The 15,600-nt window shown below is 43.2% G+C and carries 13 protein-coding genes and 7 tRNA genes; 10 read left to right on the top strand and 10 right to left on the bottom strand.

Annotated features, from left to right (window positions below):
• Window positions 1-49 precede the first annotated feature (49 nt).
• The 6 genes from WR49_RS06955 to WR49_RS06980 form a co-directional block, all read right to left on the bottom strand.
• On the bottom strand, window positions 50-736 hold the full coding sequence (locus tag WR49_RS06955; protein ID WP_017058206.1) for a fimbria/pilus periplasmic chaperone: 687 nt from the start codon (window positions 734-736) through the stop codon (window positions 50-52).
• A 2-nt stretch (window positions 737-738) separates the two neighbouring features.
• Window positions 739-1,464 (bottom strand): molecular chaperone, encoded by a 726-nt coding sequence (locus WR49_RS06960; protein ID WP_017058207.1) that lies wholly within the window; start codon window positions 1,462-1,464, stop codon window positions 739-741.
• A gap of 95 nt (window positions 1,465-1,559) precedes the next feature.
• Window positions 1,560-2,057 carry a hypothetical protein gene (locus WR49_RS06965; RefSeq protein ID WP_046223527.1) on the bottom strand — a complete coding sequence of 166 codons (498 nt, stop codon included), beginning with the start codon at window positions 2,055-2,057 and terminating at the stop codon, window positions 1,560-1,562.
• A gap of 77 nt (window positions 2,058-2,134) precedes the next feature.
• Window positions 2,135-2,659 (bottom strand): hypothetical protein, encoded by a 525-nt coding sequence (locus tag WR49_RS06970; RefSeq protein WP_197078526.1) that lies wholly within the window; start codon window positions 2,657-2,659, stop codon window positions 2,135-2,137.
• Window positions 2,660-3,343: 684 nt separating this feature from the next.
• A complete protein-coding gene (ltaE, locus tag WR49_RS06975; RefSeq protein ID WP_046223528.1) occupies window positions 3,344-4,348 on the bottom strand; it encodes a low-specificity L-threonine aldolase in 1,005 nt (334 codons plus the stop codon).
• 40 nt (window positions 4,349-4,388) lie between these two features.
• Complete coding sequence (locus tag WR49_RS06980; protein WP_017058211.1) at window positions 4,389-4,904, bottom strand: NUDIX hydrolase; 516 nt, start codon at window positions 4,902-4,904, stop codon at window positions 4,389-4,391.
• 287 nt (window positions 4,905-5,191) lie between these two features.
• Here WR49_RS06980 and WR49_RS06985 point away from each other — a divergent pair, with 287 nt between their 5' ends.
• The 7 genes from WR49_RS06985 to WR49_RS07015 all read left to right on the top strand — a co-directional run bounded on the left by WR49_RS06985 (window position 5,192) and on the right by WR49_RS07015 (window position 11,207).
• Complete coding sequence (locus WR49_RS06985; RefSeq protein WP_046223529.1) at window positions 5,192-6,847, top strand: ATPase RavA domain-containing protein; 1,656 nt, start codon at window positions 5,192-5,194, stop codon at window positions 6,845-6,847.
• Between the two features lie 12 nt (window positions 6,848-6,859).
• Complete coding sequence (gene viaA, locus WR49_RS06990) at window positions 6,860-8,305, top strand: ATPase RavA stimulator ViaA (protein ID WP_046223530.1); 1,446 nt, start codon at window positions 6,860-6,862, stop codon at window positions 8,303-8,305.
• A 197-nt stretch (window positions 8,306-8,502) separates the two neighbouring features.
• Window positions 8,503-8,576 (top strand) — tRNA-Cys (locus tag WR49_RS06995).
• Between the two features lie 57 nt (window positions 8,577-8,633).
• A tRNA-Gly gene (locus tag WR49_RS07000) sits at window positions 8,634-8,709 on the top strand.
• 80 nt (window positions 8,710-8,789) lie between these two features.
• Window positions 8,790-8,876 (top strand) — tRNA-Leu (locus tag WR49_RS07005).
• Between the two features lie 64 nt (window positions 8,877-8,940).
• Window positions 8,941-9,014 (top strand) — tRNA-Cys (locus WR49_RS07010).
• 303 nt (window positions 9,015-9,317) lie between these two features.
• Window positions 9,318-11,207: a methyl-accepting chemotaxis protein gene (locus WR49_RS07015; RefSeq protein WP_436410614.1), complete on the top strand. Its 1,890-nt coding sequence runs from the start codon at window positions 9,318-9,320 to the stop codon at window positions 11,205-11,207.
• Between the two features lie 91 nt (window positions 11,208-11,298).
• Here the strand turns inward: WR49_RS07015 and WR49_RS07020 are convergent, their stop codons facing one another.
• The gene (locus WR49_RS07020) at window positions 11,299-12,087 is read right to left on the bottom strand and encodes a lipase family protein (RefSeq protein ID WP_046223532.1); all 789 of its coding nucleotides are present in this window, start codon (window positions 12,085-12,087) and stop codon (window positions 11,299-11,301) included.
• Between the two features lie 348 nt (window positions 12,088-12,435).
• Between WR49_RS07020 and WR49_RS07025 the strand changes: the two genes are divergently transcribed.
• The 3 genes from WR49_RS07025 (at window position 12,436) to WR49_RS07035 (ending at window position 12,807) form a co-directional block, all read left to right on the top strand.
• Window positions 12,436-12,522, top strand: a tRNA-Leu gene (locus tag WR49_RS07025).
• Between the two features lie 84 nt (window positions 12,523-12,606).
• Window positions 12,607-12,680: transfer RNA gene (locus WR49_RS07030), tRNA-Cys, on the top strand.
• A 51-nt stretch (window positions 12,681-12,731) separates the two neighbouring features.
• Window positions 12,732-12,807, top strand: a tRNA-Gly gene (locus WR49_RS07035).
• A gap of 245 nt (window positions 12,808-13,052) precedes the next feature.
• Here the strand turns inward: WR49_RS07035 and WR49_RS07040 are convergent.
• The 3 genes from WR49_RS07040 to alr all read right to left on the bottom strand — a co-directional run bounded on the left by WR49_RS07040 (window position 13,053) and on the right by alr (window position 15,562).
• Window positions 13,053-13,361, bottom strand: a complete 309-nt coding sequence (locus WR49_RS07040) for an AzlD family protein (protein ID WP_017058216.1) — start codon at window positions 13,359-13,361, stop codon at window positions 13,053-13,055.
• Window positions 13,358-14,089 carry an AzlC family ABC transporter permease gene (locus tag WR49_RS07045; RefSeq protein WP_017058217.1) on the bottom strand — a complete coding sequence of 244 codons (732 nt, stop codon included), beginning with the start codon at window positions 14,087-14,089 and terminating at the stop codon, window positions 13,358-13,360. The genes WR49_RS07040 and WR49_RS07045 overlap by 4 nt, the downstream gene beginning before the upstream one ends.
• Before the next feature lie 243 nt (window positions 14,090-14,332).
• Entirely contained in the window at window positions 14,333-15,562 is a 1,230-nt protein-coding gene (gene alr / locus WR49_RS07050) for an alanine racemase (RefSeq protein ID WP_046223533.1), read from the bottom strand.
• Window positions 15,563-15,600 lie beyond the last annotated feature (38 nt).

Genomic DNA, 15,600 nt, shown 5'->3' on the forward strand with positions numbered 1-15,600 from the left:
AAGTACTAATCCCAAGACATACAAAACTTGCCACATCTTGTGATGGGTTTCAGTTTTCATGCCCATGGTATGTGCCCATTGGTAAGTAATTTAAAGAAGAGGGCAAAGTAATAGTGGACCGTGGTGGAATAAACTGCTCACCTAAAGCCGCATGTACTTTTTGGCTCTGAGATTCGAGCCCCGCAAAATGAAGTAACGATGTATAGGTAAATCGTGACCCTGAATTAGTAAGTGTTAGTTTGCCTTGTTCATCTACGTGCAATTTCACGTCAGGTTCTAACGAGGATGAGTGAATGTGCAACAACGCATTGTAGTGAACTTGTAAATTGATACCGGTTGCTAAACCGATGGGTTTATCTATTCTCGCGTTGTTCTGGCCAATATTTACGGTACTGAAACGAATAAAATAACTCTGAGAGGTTTCGAGTGTTCTGTTTCCCAACCATTGTATACGGAACACTTGACGTTCTCCGGGGGCTAACATCGCGGCTGGTGGAAACACAAACATCTCTTCACTCGCTAGATCAGATGTCTCGAACGTACCATCAGATGAGAAGTTCAAACGACGAACGTTAGCTTCAAGTGGGAGAGCTTGTGTAGAGTTGTTAGTTACAACTAGTTGCGACGTTGCCCTGTGATCGGTGTTGAGCTCGATGACGGTTGGAAACAGTGTTATGCCAAACGTTTGTGCACACAGAAAGTAATAAATGAGCCCACCCAAGATATAACGTCTCATTGTTATTGGTCCTGCTCTATTTCAATCGATAGGGTGTTCACGTCATAATTTTTAAGTGGCTGCATTTCGAAAAAGCGAGTGGAGTAGGGAAGGACTAAAGTACCCGGAATACGTTTAGCGATTTCTACGCCTTTTAAATAGGTTGAATTTTTACCATCAGATATCTTCCATGTTGTATTGGTTAATCGACCATAACTATTACCACTGTTAAGTACTTCAAGAACCCATTTGTTCTTTTTGTCATTTTGTTCGATGCTTTTAATTTCTAGCTGAGAAGCCGTGTTCTGAGGTCGCACGTTGATAAGCGTATTAAACTGAAGCAAAAGACTTACTTGCCCTTGGTTGCTGCTCGCTCTTTGAACTTTTACTTGCTTAACAGCAATGCGATACGCTTTAGACTCTGTGATGGAAGGATCGCCCAAATAGCGCACCATAATGGATTGCGATCGCCCAGGTTCTATTATTGCGGTTACCGGTATCACTAATAGCTCGTCATCTGCAGGCGTCGTGGTCTCTTTCCCATATTTGTCCATTGTCATATATACCGGAGACAACTCAACCGTGAGTGGTTCGGTTGAAGAGTTTTCAACCCTCATGGTCATTTGAGCTCTTTTGCCAAGCGGTGTTATTTCCATAGACATCGGTTCGACTTTGAACGCATGAGCGGACAGACAAGTGAATGACAATAGGAAAAGAACGATCCATTTATGCATGATCCATTTATACATAGTGAAGAGCTCCAAATTAAACTTATGTCGTTGAGATTGAGATTGAGATTGAGATTAAGCCGGAGGCCAAATAATAGCCCCCGACTTATTAACCTCTAATTCGAGGTGATATTTACGGTTAATGTATCTGAGTAGCCACCTGCCCATGGGGAGGTTTCTGTCGTCACAATATCAATAGATGCGGCAACACCTATCGCTAATGCTCCAGAACTGCCATAAGATTTACTGACTGAAACGTCATTTAGACCTGGGCCCCCTGGCGCATTAAGCGTGAAAGGAGCTAAGCCTGAAGGATTAAATGTCGCATCGTAGGTAAGAGCGTAGTCTTCGTTATCGTCTGACTCTAGACCACCTTCAGCACTTGTCAGTGTCACAGTTGCACCATCGACGTCATTACACTTCATGTTAAGACCACTAACAGAAAGGCTTTGAATTTGAGATACGTTACCAAAGTCCATCAGTTGCGTTGAAAGACCAGTAACCTCACATACAGGTGAAACAAATCCAACTAATTGGACATCGCCTGGAGCGGCTTGGACTTGAGCGCCAAAAATAGCTGTGACTGTTGCTGCGTAGAGTGTTAGCTTTTTCATTAGAAATTCCTTTATCTTAAATGATTGGCTCGAATACTGCTGAGCGTATGTTGTTCTGCAGATACATTGCAGAGTTTTCACTTTGTTACGCTATGAATCGAAGGGTAAACTTCGATCTCAATAACGTCTTGATAATAACCTGCGAAACGCAAGCTATTTTCGAGTGCTACCCTAAGACTCCCATGTTGAGAGAACGGAATAACACCAGAACTGTCTATCATTACTGGTGAAATAAGTTGACTGCTGTGCCTACTTTCATAAAGACGAATTTCGTCTATTTGTAATGACAAATTGTAACTCTCAATAATATCAACCCCTTGATGTTGATATTTTAAGCCTCCATATTTTGAGTTGATCGTTATACCCAACGGACGGTTACAATACATATTAAAAGGCAACGATTGCACATTACGGTGTTCCGTAAAGTTCATAATGTTGCCAGAAAAAAAGTTTATTTCGCATCGATCTTTGATCTGACCGCTAATTCCTAACGTTAAGCTATTAGCACTGGCATAGAATGAAAGCGATAGGCTAAAGATTAATACGGAGACGGTGAAGTTATGAAGGCTACTAAATACTCTAACCATAATTTCACCTCTCACTGATTGAATGTAACTTGTTGCTTAACCAAAACTATAAGTGCTTTTAAAAATGGTGAAGTAGTAAAAAAAGTTTATTATTTAGGAGAAGTATGAGTTTTAGTATGATTTTAAGCTGAGAGGTAGAAGCGAAATTATTAGAGAATAATTTAATATTCAATTAGATAGGTTGTTTTTACTCAATGCTAATATTGGCGGAGATTTTTTATTTAATTGATTAAAATAGGACTATGGTCTACACGGGTGTTTTGGGTTTTTTGATGGGTTACTGTAATAATGGAGAGCGACTATCTACTATTTCTTTATTGAAATTAGTTCTTTACAAGAATCTATTAGAATTGATGTGTTCTAGTTTTAATTACCGTATGCGTGGTGATTAAAAACTTGAATCTATTATTACTAAGTCATTTACCTTTAGTGAAAATACAGTGCTGGTAAGCCATTAATGTAACTCCAACTTAAACAATAATTTAATGTTTAAATGCTAGAATAATTATTAGAAGGTATTCTCATAGGCCAAAACGAGATCGCGTTCTGTTCCAGTTAATCAAGTGTGTTTATGAGAAAACTAGTAGGTGTCGAAGGCTATTTTGGCAGTGGAATCGGTTAATAATTTTGTTCAAAAATAAAGCTTCCCATAGGGGAAGCTCAAGTCTCAATTGCAATAGAGGTTAGTCTCGTTAAGAGCTAAAGCGCGCTTTCTAATGTTGTTAGGAAAGTAGCAATATCTTCTGCGCTAATGTCACGGTGAGTAACAAAGCGCACTGGGTTCCCTGGTGACATCGTAATGCCTTGTTCGCCCAGTTCGCGAGCGATGCGGTTGATATCTACTGACTCATCTAATTTAGCAAACACAATGTTAGTTTGGATGAAATCAGGGTTAACCGAGAAGCCTTCGAGCTCGTTTAAACCAATCGCTAGATTTTTCGCATTGTCGTGGTCAGCTTTAAGTTGAGTGACGTTCTCCGTCAGCGCCATTTTACCTGCAGCGGCAAGAATACCTGCTTGGCGCATACCACCGCCGACCATTTTGCGCAGTCGACGTGCTTTGGCGATGTATTCTTTGCTGCCAAGAAGTAGTGAACCGATTGGAGCGCCTAAACCTTTCGATAAGCAAATCGTCATAGAATCGAAGTGTTGTGCGATTTCTTTAATGTGCACGTCTAATGCCACGGCTGCGTTATAGACGCGCGCGCCATCTAGGTGCATTTGAAGTCCGTGTTGGTTTACGAACTCACGTGCTTCCGCTAGATAAGACATTGGGAGGACTTTACCATTGATAGTGTTTTCTAAACTAAGAAGCTTGGTACGAGCAAAGTGGCTGTCGTCGGGCTTAATCGCAGCAGCAAGCTTTTTAAAGTCTAATGTGCCGTCTGGGTTGTTCTCGATTGGTTGAGGTTGAATAGAACCAAGTACCGCAGCGCCGCCAGCTTCGTATTTATAATTGTGCGCTTGTTGGCCACAAAGGTATTCGTCACCACGTTCACAATGTGCCATTAACCCGAGTAGGTTGGCTTGTGTACCTGAAGAGGTGAACATGGCCGTTTCAAAGCCGGTTTCATTCGCAGCCCACAGTTCTAATTCGTTTACGGTTGGGTCGTCGCCATAAACATCATCACCCACTTCTGCGTTTGCCATTGCATCACGCATAGCTTGTGAAGGTTTAGTTACGGTATCAGAACGAAAGTCCATGTTTTCTCTCCTAGAGTACTTTAGGTAGTCATATAATTGGCTATAGATAACCACATAGTTGGGCTTTACTTAAACAAGCGATAGTTTTGGCATCAGTGATTTGATCGTGTCGTATTTTGTCGTGCAGTTCTTGTAAGCTTAGCTCGATTACTTCTATGACTTCATCTTCGTCACATTCAAAGCGGGTAGTGAGGCTAAGGTCTTTCGCGACGAATAGATGTTGTATCTCATCACAGAAGCCAGCCAAAGGCGTAACTTGCCCCAAGCCTTGAAAGGAAGTTGCACTGTAACCGGTTTCTTCTTCCAGTTCGCGTTGAGCACATTGAAGAGGTGTCTCATCATTTTCCATGGTGCCTGCAGGTAACTCTAGAAGCCATTTTTTAAGGGAAGGGCGAAACTGATTAATGAGGATAATCTTTCCAGACGAAGTGATTGGAAGAATAACGGCCGCGCCAGGGTGACTGATTGTGGTGTGTTTTACCACGACGTTCGTAGGGAGCGTCACGTTCTCTTCGATAAGAGAAATACTTTTCCATTGATGGATAACTTTACTCATGCAGTCTGGCCACATTCCTTGCCAATTTTTCGATAACTGAAGACGTGCACTACCATAGCGTCTATGGTGTCGAAAATAAAAGAAAAATTGAGTTTAGTAATAGGTTTCGTTTTACGCCGTTCGTGATGTTACTCTCATATTTGGAATCTATGATTACATCAAAATTACGACCCTAACCATCTGATATAAATGCAACTCAATAATAAAATGCACTTGTAACAAAGTGCTAACAAATGTATAAAAACATATCTACACTCTCAACAGTTCAAAGATTTTCGGAGTAACGCATGAACCCTTCTATTTCCTCACATGCTGACAAGGCGCTACTCTCTGAAAGAATCAATAAATTAGCGCATGCTCTCTCAGATGGTGTCTATGAAAGAGAAGACACGATTAAGCTCTGTTTACTCGCGGCTCTCGCCGGCGAAAGTGTATTCCTATTAGGCCCTCCGGGCATCGCAAAAAGCCTTATCGCTAAACGTCTCATCCAAGCTTTTGACAACAGTAGCTATTTCGAATACTTGATGACACGTTTCTCTACGCCCGAAGAAGTGTTCGGCCCATTAAGCATTCAAGAACTGAAAGACAATGGTCGCTATGTACGACTGACTGAAGGCTACCTACCAACCGCACAAGTCGTTTTCCTTGATGAGATCTGGAAAGCAGGCCCTGCGATCCTAAATACACTTCTTACTGTAGTTAACGAAAAAACCTTCAAGAACGGCAGCGACATTGAACGTGTACCGATGCGCTTATTGGTTTCTGCATCAAATGAACTACCAGATGAAGACAGCGGTTTAGAAGCCCTTTATGACCGTATGTTGGTTCGCGTATTTGTTAACCGTATTCAAAACAAGCAAAACTTCAAATCGATGCTGACGACTGGTACATCTCAAGAAGCTGTGATTCCAAAAGGTTTGGCGATTACTGACATTGAATACCACCAGTGGCAGAAAGAGCTCGACACGCTAGAGCTGACCGATAACTCGTTTAACAAGCTGTATGAACTGAAAACCATGCTTGAGGAAACAGTTAAGAAGCAAGGTTCAGCATCAGAGTCTGATTTGTATGTATCAGACAGACGTTGGAAGAAAGCCGTTAAACTATTGAAAGCGAGTGCCTTCTTTAGTGGTCGAGACAGCGTAAACCCTCTGGATATTATGCTTCTGCAAGATTGTTTATGGCACAGCCCTGAATCACGTGATGTGGTTCGTAGCGTGGTAAAAGATTTTGCATTGAACCGTGCGTTCGATCAGCAAGAGTCAAAAGCACAAATCGAAATGTCTCGTGAAGAGCTAGAAGAGATTCAAGATGACGTTGAATCGACATTGTCAGTGTCGCTGTCAATGGAGTCTACCAGTGGCTTGCTGCGTAAAGACGTTTACCAAAACGATATCAAGAACGCGAAGATGTACAGTGTTGGTAACGCGTACAACTTAGTTAAGTTGGTTCTGCTACAAAGCAACATGTCAGTTTCTGAATCTGAGAAAGGCGATAGCCGCTGGGTATACGTAGCCAAAGACGACTTTGACCGTGTGCTAAAAGAAGGCCACGGCGACATTTACGGTTACGTAAACGAAAACAAGAATCTGTGTCGCTTGAAGCTGGATCTTGATGCATCTAACCAATTGGTCATAAAAGATATCGCGAATCGTTCAGTATTGGTGAGTGTGGTTACCTCTGATGGTTTAAACCAAGAGCTTTACAACAAGTGGCTGACTGGCGCAGAGAGAGCGTTAGAGCAGTTAACCGAAGCTGAGTTTAAGTTGAAAAGAGTCCGTACTGAATTCCATGATGCACTGCCTCATAACTACATTGACCCGGAGCTCCCTAAAGCGATGGAATCAAGCTTACAAGCGGTCACACAAGATTTGGAAACCACTAAGGTGAAAAGCAGCAAGATCGCTCAACGCATCAAGTTCATGAGCCAGTACTTCGAGTAAGGGGAGACAAGTATGTTAGGAGCAGACGGCTTAAACCTTGCTTTAATGGTTGCGGACTCAGGCATCATAGATACCGCGATGAATGATCTCATCGCTCGTTCTCAGGTCATGATGGCGGCTGAGAACAAAGGCGTGAAAACGTCGGTAAAAAACCACTTGGTTAAATGGCGTGGCAAAGTGAAAAAACGCGTCACCAAGGTGTGTGAAACTGATCGATTCCAAGAAGAAATCGCACTTTACCAAGAAGTGATCCACTGGGATGAGTCCCAGTTTTTTGATGAAATTGACAGTGTCATCAGAAAATTGGAGTGGCACTCAGCGTTTTATCTTCAAGCTAGACGCCTAATGGAACACAATAAGGGCGTTTACAATGCGATGTTCCCTCACTATTTCTGCGACCAGTGGTATCAATCACTGTCCGACGCGATCAAGCAAGCGCAAGTTACCGAACTTGAAACCAGCAAAGAAAAAGTCTTAGCCGATCTATACCAGCGCATGGAAACCATGAAAAACATGGATAAAGTGACGGAGTCTGGTGATGAAGGCAGCGTGGGGCGCTTGTGGGATATGGCATCGGCTAAGTTGAGTAAAACTGACTTAACCGTAATGAAGCGCCATGCCGAGTTTTTAAATAAGCATAAAGGTCTTCAAGAGATCGCCGAAAAGCTTGGCCGTATGGCTGGTGAGGAAGATGATCCTTCGTTGCACAAAGCCCCTGTAGAAGAACTGCAGATGGTGGAAGAGAAAAGCGATGAAGCGGTGGATGACATTGTAGGGATTCACGAGAGTGATGACCTCAATAAGATGCTGCCAAACGAAACCATGTTTTTAGCTTACCCTGAGCTTGAAGTTATCTTCTATAAGCACTTGGCTGACAAGCGTTTATTGAGCTACCGTTCGCAAGGGAAGTCTCGTACGTTACGCAAAGTGAAGGCGCAAAAGCCAGATAGCAAGAACGTCGATATTGAAAAAGGTCCATTCATCGTTTGTGTGGACGCGTCTGGCTCAATGAGTGGCTTCCCAGAGCAATCTGCCAAAGCAATGGCGTATGCCTTGATGCAAATCGCGCTCGCGGAAGAGAGAGACTGTTACGTGATTTTGTTCTCTTCAGAACACATTACTTATGAATTGACTCGACAAGATGGCTTGCGCGAAGCGAGTGACTTTTTAAGTTACTCATTCCACGGTGGTACGGATCTAGAGCCTGTTCTGATGAAGTCGATTGATTTGATGATGGGCGATAAATATAAGAATGCTGATTTGATTGTACTTTCTGACTTTATCGCGCCTAAGCAGTCTGAGGAGATGATTGCTCAAGTCGAGAAACTTAAAACGCACAAAAACCGTTTCCATGCGGTGAGCCTTTCTAAATACGGCAACCCTCAACTTATGACGATGTTTGATCATTGTTGGGCGTATCACCCGAGCTTGGTTGGTCGTTTTATGAAGAAGTGGTAGTGCCAAGACACTTTAATTTGGCCCATTTTGCTGTGTGTTTTTTGATTAAAGAGATCGAACATGCAGCAATTTGATTTAAATGTCAGCAAGCGAAGTTTAAATTCACTTTTTTGTTTGACTATCGCCCTTCAATCCGTAAAGTAAGCACCCGAACGCAGCGGTGTAGCTAATCTAAACCCTGAAAGCGTTGAATTAAAGGCGCCTTGGCAGAGTGGCTATGCAGCGGATTGCAAATCCGTGGACCTCGGTTCGATTCCGGGAGGCGCCTCCATTCTCTCCTACTTATTCATGTTGTTTACAAGAAGGGATAAGCAAGAAGAATGACATTGCGATACTAGCTCAGTTGGTAGAGCGCAACCTTGCCAAGGTTGAGGTCATCGGTTCGAACCCGATGTATCGCTCCAAATTTTGTAATGTCGATTCATTTTGACATTAAGATGGTGTTTTACTTTTCAGTAATTGGCATCGCAATAAAGAATTGCGTGCCCTGGTGGTGGAATTGGTAGACACAAGGGATTTAAAATCCCTCGGCGTTCGCGCTGTGCCGGTTCAAGTCCGGCCCGGGGCACCATCTATTTGATTGTTACCTCTCTAGGTAGTATTCAAAAGAGCTGTTCTCTTAAAACACTATTGAAGGCGCCTTGGCAGAGTGGCTATGCAGCGGATTGCAAATCCGTGGACCTCGGTTCGACTCCGGGAGGCGCCTCCATCATTTAGAAGAAACCAGTCCTTGTGGCTGGTTTTTTCGTTTCTGGCTTCCCCCCGTCTTTGAGTCACTATTTTTTCTTAAACAATTTGCTTTGCATCACGTCACACCTTCTACCCTAAGTTATCTTCGACTAACCCTACAATTCACCTGTCGTTGATAAACCGGTAAATAAATCGAAGTCACAATTAAACATAATGCTCAATTTGTTTCATTTTTTTATGGGATAACCCTGATTAAAACATGCGTATGAGTGATAGTGTTCTTCTCTATATTTCTTTAATTGCTCTATAAGAGGTTCTTAATATGCAATTTAGTCTAAAGAGGAAAATGGTTTTCTCTGTCGTTTTGGCGATTGCAGTGACATCTGCCATTCTTCTTTTTATGGGTTATAAAACCTTTCAAAACAACAGCTGGCAAGCGATAGAAAGCGAGAGTCGCAACACACTGCAAGCACACGCGAAAGGGATCAGTGATTGGTTCCATGATAAGAAACAAGCAGTGCATGGCTTAAAACAGCAAGTGCAGCTTAATCCCTCATTAGATATTGTCCCTCATTTGCGTCAAACCCTTGTGTCTGGTGGCTTTGGATTGAGTTATTACGGTAATAAAGAGGGGGAGATGTTCCGTCATGATCCTTCGCTTAATAAAGCGGGTTATGACCCAAGAGTCCGAGGTTGGTATAAAGAGACTTTGGCTCAGAATAAAGCCGTCACAACAAAGCCGTATGTTAGCGTCACAATGCAAGCGCTAGTCGTAACACTTACTGACCCTGTCACCGAAAACGGCTCCATTATTGGTGTTGCTGCTTCAAACCTTGCGTTAGATAAGCTGATTAAAGACGTATTGGCGATTCAGGTTCCAGGAAATGGACGTGCGATTCTCATTGATAAAGAAGGTACGGTCGTTGCGCACCAAAACAAAGAGTTCATACTTAAACAAGTTAACGAGATCGCGCCTGAACTCAGTGTTTCTGGTTTAAACAGCGCTGCGCAGAATCTAACGACGATCTTTACTCAAGTTGATGGTAACGAACGAGTGATCATGGCGGAGCCAATCAATGGCACCGACTGGCTGCTTGTGATTGAAATGGATAAAGATGTATTGGAACAACCTCTGTTCGATATGTTGGTGAGCCAAGTCACAATAGGTTTGATTGTATTGATCGTGATGGCGGCAGCAACGTCTTGGTTTGTTGCTCGACAGCTGGTGGAGTTAGGGCGAGTAAGTGAAGCTCTCGCAGATATCGCTGAAGGGGAAGGTGACTTAACGCAGCGCCTTCAAGTATCAAGCAAAGACGAAGTAGGGCAACTCGCCGATAAGTTCAATGTGTTTGTAGACCGACTTCATGGAATGATGACAAATGTCACTCAAGTTTCAAGCGCAATGAACAATGGTGCAGAGCACGCCAATAGCAGCGCATTGAAGCGTAGTGATAGCGTAAGCAGGCAGCAAGACGAAATCACCATGGTTGCAACCGCAGTGACTGAGATGGCGACGGCGACCTCTGAAATTGCTGCTAACGCTGACAACACAGCCAAAAGTGCGACTCACTCTGTTGAATTGAGCGAGCAAGGCTTCCAACAAATGGCCAAGAGTCAATCATCGATCAACGAGCTAGCAACCGAGCTAACCAGTGCTGTATCTATCATTAGTGAGTTGGAAGAACACGGTCAGCAAATTGCGTCTATTTTGGCGACAATACGTGAAATCGCTGAGCAAACAAATTTACTAGCGCTCAATGCAGCGATTGAAGCCGCTAGAGCTGGCGAACAAGGTCGTGGTTTTGCTGTGGTTGCGGATGAGGTTCGAGTGCTTTCTCAACGCACTCATGCTTCAACAGAAGAGATCGAAGACAAGATCAAGCGTTTGCAGCAAGCGACCAACGGTGCGGTGAAAGTGATGACACAAAGTCATGATATGGCGAAGACAAGCGTGCACGATGTAGACATGGCGGGAGAGAGCTTGGCTCAAATCCGTGAAGCGATTCAGATGATCAGCGACATGGCGACTCAGATCGCTTCTGCTGCTGAAGAGCAATCACTGGTTACTGCGGAAATTAATACCAATACTGAGTCTGTGCGTGAAGTAAGTGATGTTATGGCGTTGGACGCAACTGATGCTGTTTCACAAGCGGATCAGCTCAGCCACTTAGCCAGCGATTTGAAGCAAGAGTTGTCACGATTCAAGCTTTAATAGATAAATAAGCATCAACATAAGTTCGATACTAAAAAGAGCACAGGCTGTAATAAGCCTGTGCTCTTTCTTTATTCGATTTAAGAGATGCTCAGTGTTGGTCAAAGAAATCCTTATTGCGGATATATTTGCTCATCAAGTGATAAGAGAAAGGTCGTATCAACCAGCTAAAAATAGATCGTCCAAGACGAATAAAGGTTGGCGTATTCTCATAGATTCTGCCGTTGTAGAGCCAAAGTACCTTTCCTACATGCCAATACAGTATAGGTACGGGCGGCATGAAGGTGACGATGTCAATGTCACAACAGATGCGGTAGGTTTTCCTACGCAAACGATAGTGTTTTCGAAAACTCCAGTCACCAATCGCAGGTTGTCCAAAGGTCACGATTCGTTTGATGCAACCAGGGTATTTCTGGTCAAAGTAGTCGGCAAACACGCAACCAATCGCGCCACCGGAAGAGTGACCCGTAATTGAGATTCTTTTACCTTGTTCTAAAAGAGGGACGAGCGTCCTTTCCAATCGTTCGATTACCGTCAAGCCGAGCTTATCTTCATTCCTGTTTGGTTGGCTTTCTTGAAACATTAGATGATAGAAACCCGCATGAACACGATAATTGAGCCCAATTCTTTTGCAGCTTCTTGTCCATAGAGCAAAAGTCAGTAACCAATCTGAGATGCTGTGCGATCCTTTGATAACAACAACCACTTCATCTTTGTCGCTGCTCCATAACACGCGAATCATGGTTTTACCAAACTGGTTCTTTATGATGCGTTGTCCATTAGGGTCGAAACCATAACGAGTTTGCTTGAAAACTCGGGGGTAGGCGAGGTTACAGAGAACGGCGTAGCGCTCATATTGGTATCGTTTTAATGGTTTCACATTTTTACTTCTTAATAAGAGTTACTTAAAACTCTAGTTGTTGAATGTGAAAAGCACATGAAAACACCATTTGTTTGATTCATTACAGAAAAACCGAAATAGGCTGCAGTCGCTAAAGCTAATAATGGTTAGTCAATTACACTGTTAAATCAGAGAGTGGCGTATAAAAACCGTACAATCCGAATCAAATTTATTCTTTGGAGAGTGATAATTAATCATTTGAATTAAAAGATAAAATTTATTGTTGACGAATTTTTTTCATCCGTTAAAGTACATCTCGTTCTCACGGCTTAGGTCGCAGAGAGATGGTGTTTTACTTTTCAGTAATCGGCATCGCAAGATTGCGTTGCCCTGGTGGTGGAATTGGTAGACACAAGGGATTTAAAATCCCTCGGCGTTCGCGCTGTGCCGGTTCAAGTCCGGCCCGGGGCACCATCTATCTAGCTTCTACTTTTGAGTAGAGTGATGAACGAAGAGTTGTTCTCTTTAAACACTTCAATATATTGTTATGTTGATAAAGGCGCCTTGGCAGAGTGGCTATGCAGCGGATTGCAAATCCGTGGACCTCGGTTCGACTCCGGGAGGCGCCTCCATTCTCTTTTACTCTTTGTTTACAAGAAGAGATAAGTAAGAAGAATAAAATTGCGATACTAGCTCAGTTGGTAGAGCGCAACCTTGCCAAGGTTGAGGTCATCGGTTCGAACCCGATGTATCGCTCCAAATTATTCAGATATGGTAATTACGATATCTTGATGCTAAAAGCATTAACTAAAAACCAGCGAAAGCTGGTTTTTTTGTATCTAAAAATTAATAAATTTACTTCTCTTCAATGGTTTACCACTTGATTTATACCAGTCACTTTCAGGTGTTTTAGGTATTGGGTCAGCCTTGATAGTATCGAAAGATGTTACCAAGGCTTAGCTGTGGCTTCGTTATTTGAGGGAGTTCCGTAGTAGTGACAACAGCTAAAAAGATCGCATTGCCGCCGCAGCAATGATGCCTGCTGCGATTGCTGGTAGAGGCTTTTTGACGATGAACATGACGACAGCTGTCGAAAAGAGTGCCGCTCTAGCGCCATTGTCACCTTCTACTGCAAGAGGTGCTAGAAGGGCAACTAATACAGAACCTGACATCGCACTAATGAACCGTTGAATACGTTCGCTAATTGGAACAAACGACATGACATACACACCACCCCAGCGGGTGATAAGCGTGACTAATGCCATTGCGATGATTATCAGTAGTGTTCCACCTACGCTCGTCTCGATATTCATGCTTTTTTCTCCTTCCAACAAGCACCCAAAACTCCGCCAGAGATAGCACCAACTACAACATGGCTATTTTCTGGTAAATACCAATACGCCAGCATTGAAGACGCTGCAGCAGTCGTCCAAATAGCAAAAATTCTTAAGCTTTTAGGCCCGACTACCACCATGGAAAGTAAAAAACAGCCCATAACCATATCGAGCCCAAGACTCACAGGATCTTGGATTGCGCTACCAAAGTAAATTCCAACCCAAGTACCAATAATCCAAAATGACCAAAGTGCTAAACCACCACCAACGAGCAGACCAAACCCCGGCTCTTTCCTCCCAAATGCATTGAGTGCCATTGCCCAATTTGCGTCCGAAGCTACCAACATCACACCATATCGTTTTGCCGGTGGGAGTTGACGTAACCAAGGATATAGCGTGGCCCCCATCAAAAGGTGGCGAGCATTGATCGCAAACACGGTAATAAGAACTGGAATAAGGGGCACTTCTGCTCCCCACATATCCAACGTAGCAAACTGTGAAGCACCTGCAAAAACGAGAGTGCTCATTAACATAGTTGGAAACTCATCCAGCCCTGTTTGTGCTGCTGCAACACCGAATGCGAGGCCAAAAACGATCACAAACATAGAGAGAGGCAAAAGTTGGGTGAAGCCGTTCCAGACATCGATTCGTGTAAATTCGTGTAATTCAGTTGAGGAGCGTTGAAGGTGTTGAGTATTTTCTGTCATAGAGGTTCCTAGCCAGCAGGCAAAAGGGCAGAGCCATGGAAGGATCTTGTTGTTATTTTGTGAACTGCATGTTTAACATCAATTGGATAGGCTTTCAAACGTTATATAGCAGATAAAAACACATAAGCGTTAGCAAAGATAAAATCTTGAAAGCCGAATTTAATCAATAACATGGCCAAACCATTAAATAAGAAAGCGAGCACGAGGCTCGCTTTATAATTCTGTTAGGAAGACCGAATTAGTTTACTTTACATATACACGAGGGTTTGCAGTGCCCCAAATAGTGTATAGCTCAGGGAAGATCACTTGTGAGTTATTTTCAATTTCCGCAGCGGAAATGGTCTTGCCTTGCTGAGAACCGAATAGCACAACTTCGGAGCCCGGAGCGACATCTTTGATATCGGAGACATCAACCATGGTAGTGTTCATTGAAGCCACACCCGTAACTTTAGCACGTTGACCATTGATGAGTACTTCTGCTGTATTGCCCATTTTTCTCGGGTAACCGTCAGAGTAGCCAACAGGAATATTCGCCATTAAGCTCTCTTTACTTGTCTTGTAACTGCTGTCGTAGCCGACAGTACTATTCTTTGGTAGGTGGTGAAGTGATGCGATGCGTGTTTTGAAAGACACGATTGATGGATATTCTGGGTTGGTTGGTAAATCACCATATAAAACGCCACCTGGACGAACCATATCAAGTTGTGCTTCTGGAACATTAAGCGCGGTATAAGAGTTTGCAACGTGCAATAAAATGTCTTCACGCTTTAGATCCGCTTCTTTAATAAGCCATGCTGAGCTGTTTTTAAATGAAGCTAACTTTTGACGAACATCGTCCGCATTGTAGTTTGGGAAGTGAGTCATAATACCGACAATGTTAACGCCATTTTGTTGAGCGATCTCTAGCGCTTCTTGTTGACCTTCTTCGGTTGTCATATCCACGCCATTTCGCCCCATACCGCCGTCGTTTAGAGCAAGGTGAATCTTAACTTCTTTATCGGTTTTTTCTGCTAACTTAGACAATGCTTTCGCTTGCTCAGTACTGCCAATAAGCTCTTCGACATTGAGGTCGATTGCCGCTTCAATTTCACCAATGTCAGCAGAGCGTACACGCATAAGTTGACCTTTAAAGCCACTATCACGAACGGCTTTCGCTTCTGCATTACTTGCGACCGCAACACATGGGATGTTCTGTTCTATTATGGTAGGCATGAGACCGGCGATGCCATTGCCGTAGGCGTCGGCTTTCATCACGGCGCATATTTTTGTTTTGCCATTCATGTGTGATTTAAACTGTTCAATATTTTCTTGGAACTGACTCAAGTTTACTTCTAACCAAGCGTTAGCACCTTGAACTTGCTCTGCTTTTACTGCGGCATTGGTGATCTGAAGAGGGGCAGCTGTTGCTTGCATCGCTGGCGCAAAAGTTGCCGCGCCGATGGTAAGTGCTAGTAAGGTTTTATTTAAGTGCATAAAGTCTCCGTACGCATTTTTATTGGTTATGTTATTGA

The organism is Vibrio sp. ECSMB14106 (assembly GCF_000972265.1).
GTDB classification, from domain to species: domain Bacteria; phylum Pseudomonadota; class Gammaproteobacteria; order Enterobacterales; family Vibrionaceae; genus Vibrio; species Vibrio kanaloae.

Excerpts from the sequence above, each read along its gene's own strand:
- WR49_RS06955 (WP_017058206.1), bottom strand. The coding sequence starts at position 736 with ATGAGACGTTATATCTTGGGTGGGCTCATTTATTACTTTCTGTGTGCA.
- WR49_RS06960 (WP_017058207.1), bottom strand. The coding sequence starts at position 1,464 with ATGTATAAATGGATCATGCATAAATGGATCGTTCTTTTCCTATTGTCA.
- WR49_RS06965 (WP_046223527.1), bottom strand. The coding sequence starts at position 2,057 with ATGAAAAAGCTAACACTCTACGCAGCAACAGTCACAGCTATTTTTGGC.
- ltaE (WP_046223528.1), bottom strand. The coding sequence starts at position 4,348 with ATGGACTTTCGTTCTGATACCGTAACTAAACCTTCACAAGCTATGCGT.
- WR49_RS06980 (WP_017058211.1), bottom strand. The coding sequence starts at position 4,904 with ATGAGTAAAGTTATCCATCAATGGAAAAGTATTTCTCTTATCGAAGAG.
- WR49_RS06985 (WP_046223529.1), top strand. The coding sequence starts at position 5,192 with ATGAACCCTTCTATTTCCTCACATGCTGACAAGGCGCTACTCTCTGAA.
- viaA (WP_046223530.1), top strand. The coding sequence starts at position 6,860 with ATGTTAGGAGCAGACGGCTTAAACCTTGCTTTAATGGTTGCGGACTCA.
- WR49_RS07015 (WP_436410614.1), top strand. The coding sequence starts at position 9,318 with ATGCAATTTAGTCTAAAGAGGAAAATGGTTTTCTCTGTCGTTTTGGCG.
- WR49_RS07040 (WP_017058216.1), bottom strand. The coding sequence starts at position 13,361 with ATGAATATCGAGACGAGCGTAGGTGGAACACTACTGATAATCATCGCA.
- WR49_RS07045 (WP_017058217.1), bottom strand. The coding sequence starts at position 14,089 with ATGACAGAAAATACTCAACACCTTCAACGCTCCTCAACTGAATTACAC.
- alr (WP_046223533.1), bottom strand. The coding sequence starts at position 15,562 with ATGCACTTAAATAAAACCTTACTAGCACTTACCATCGGCGCGGCAACT.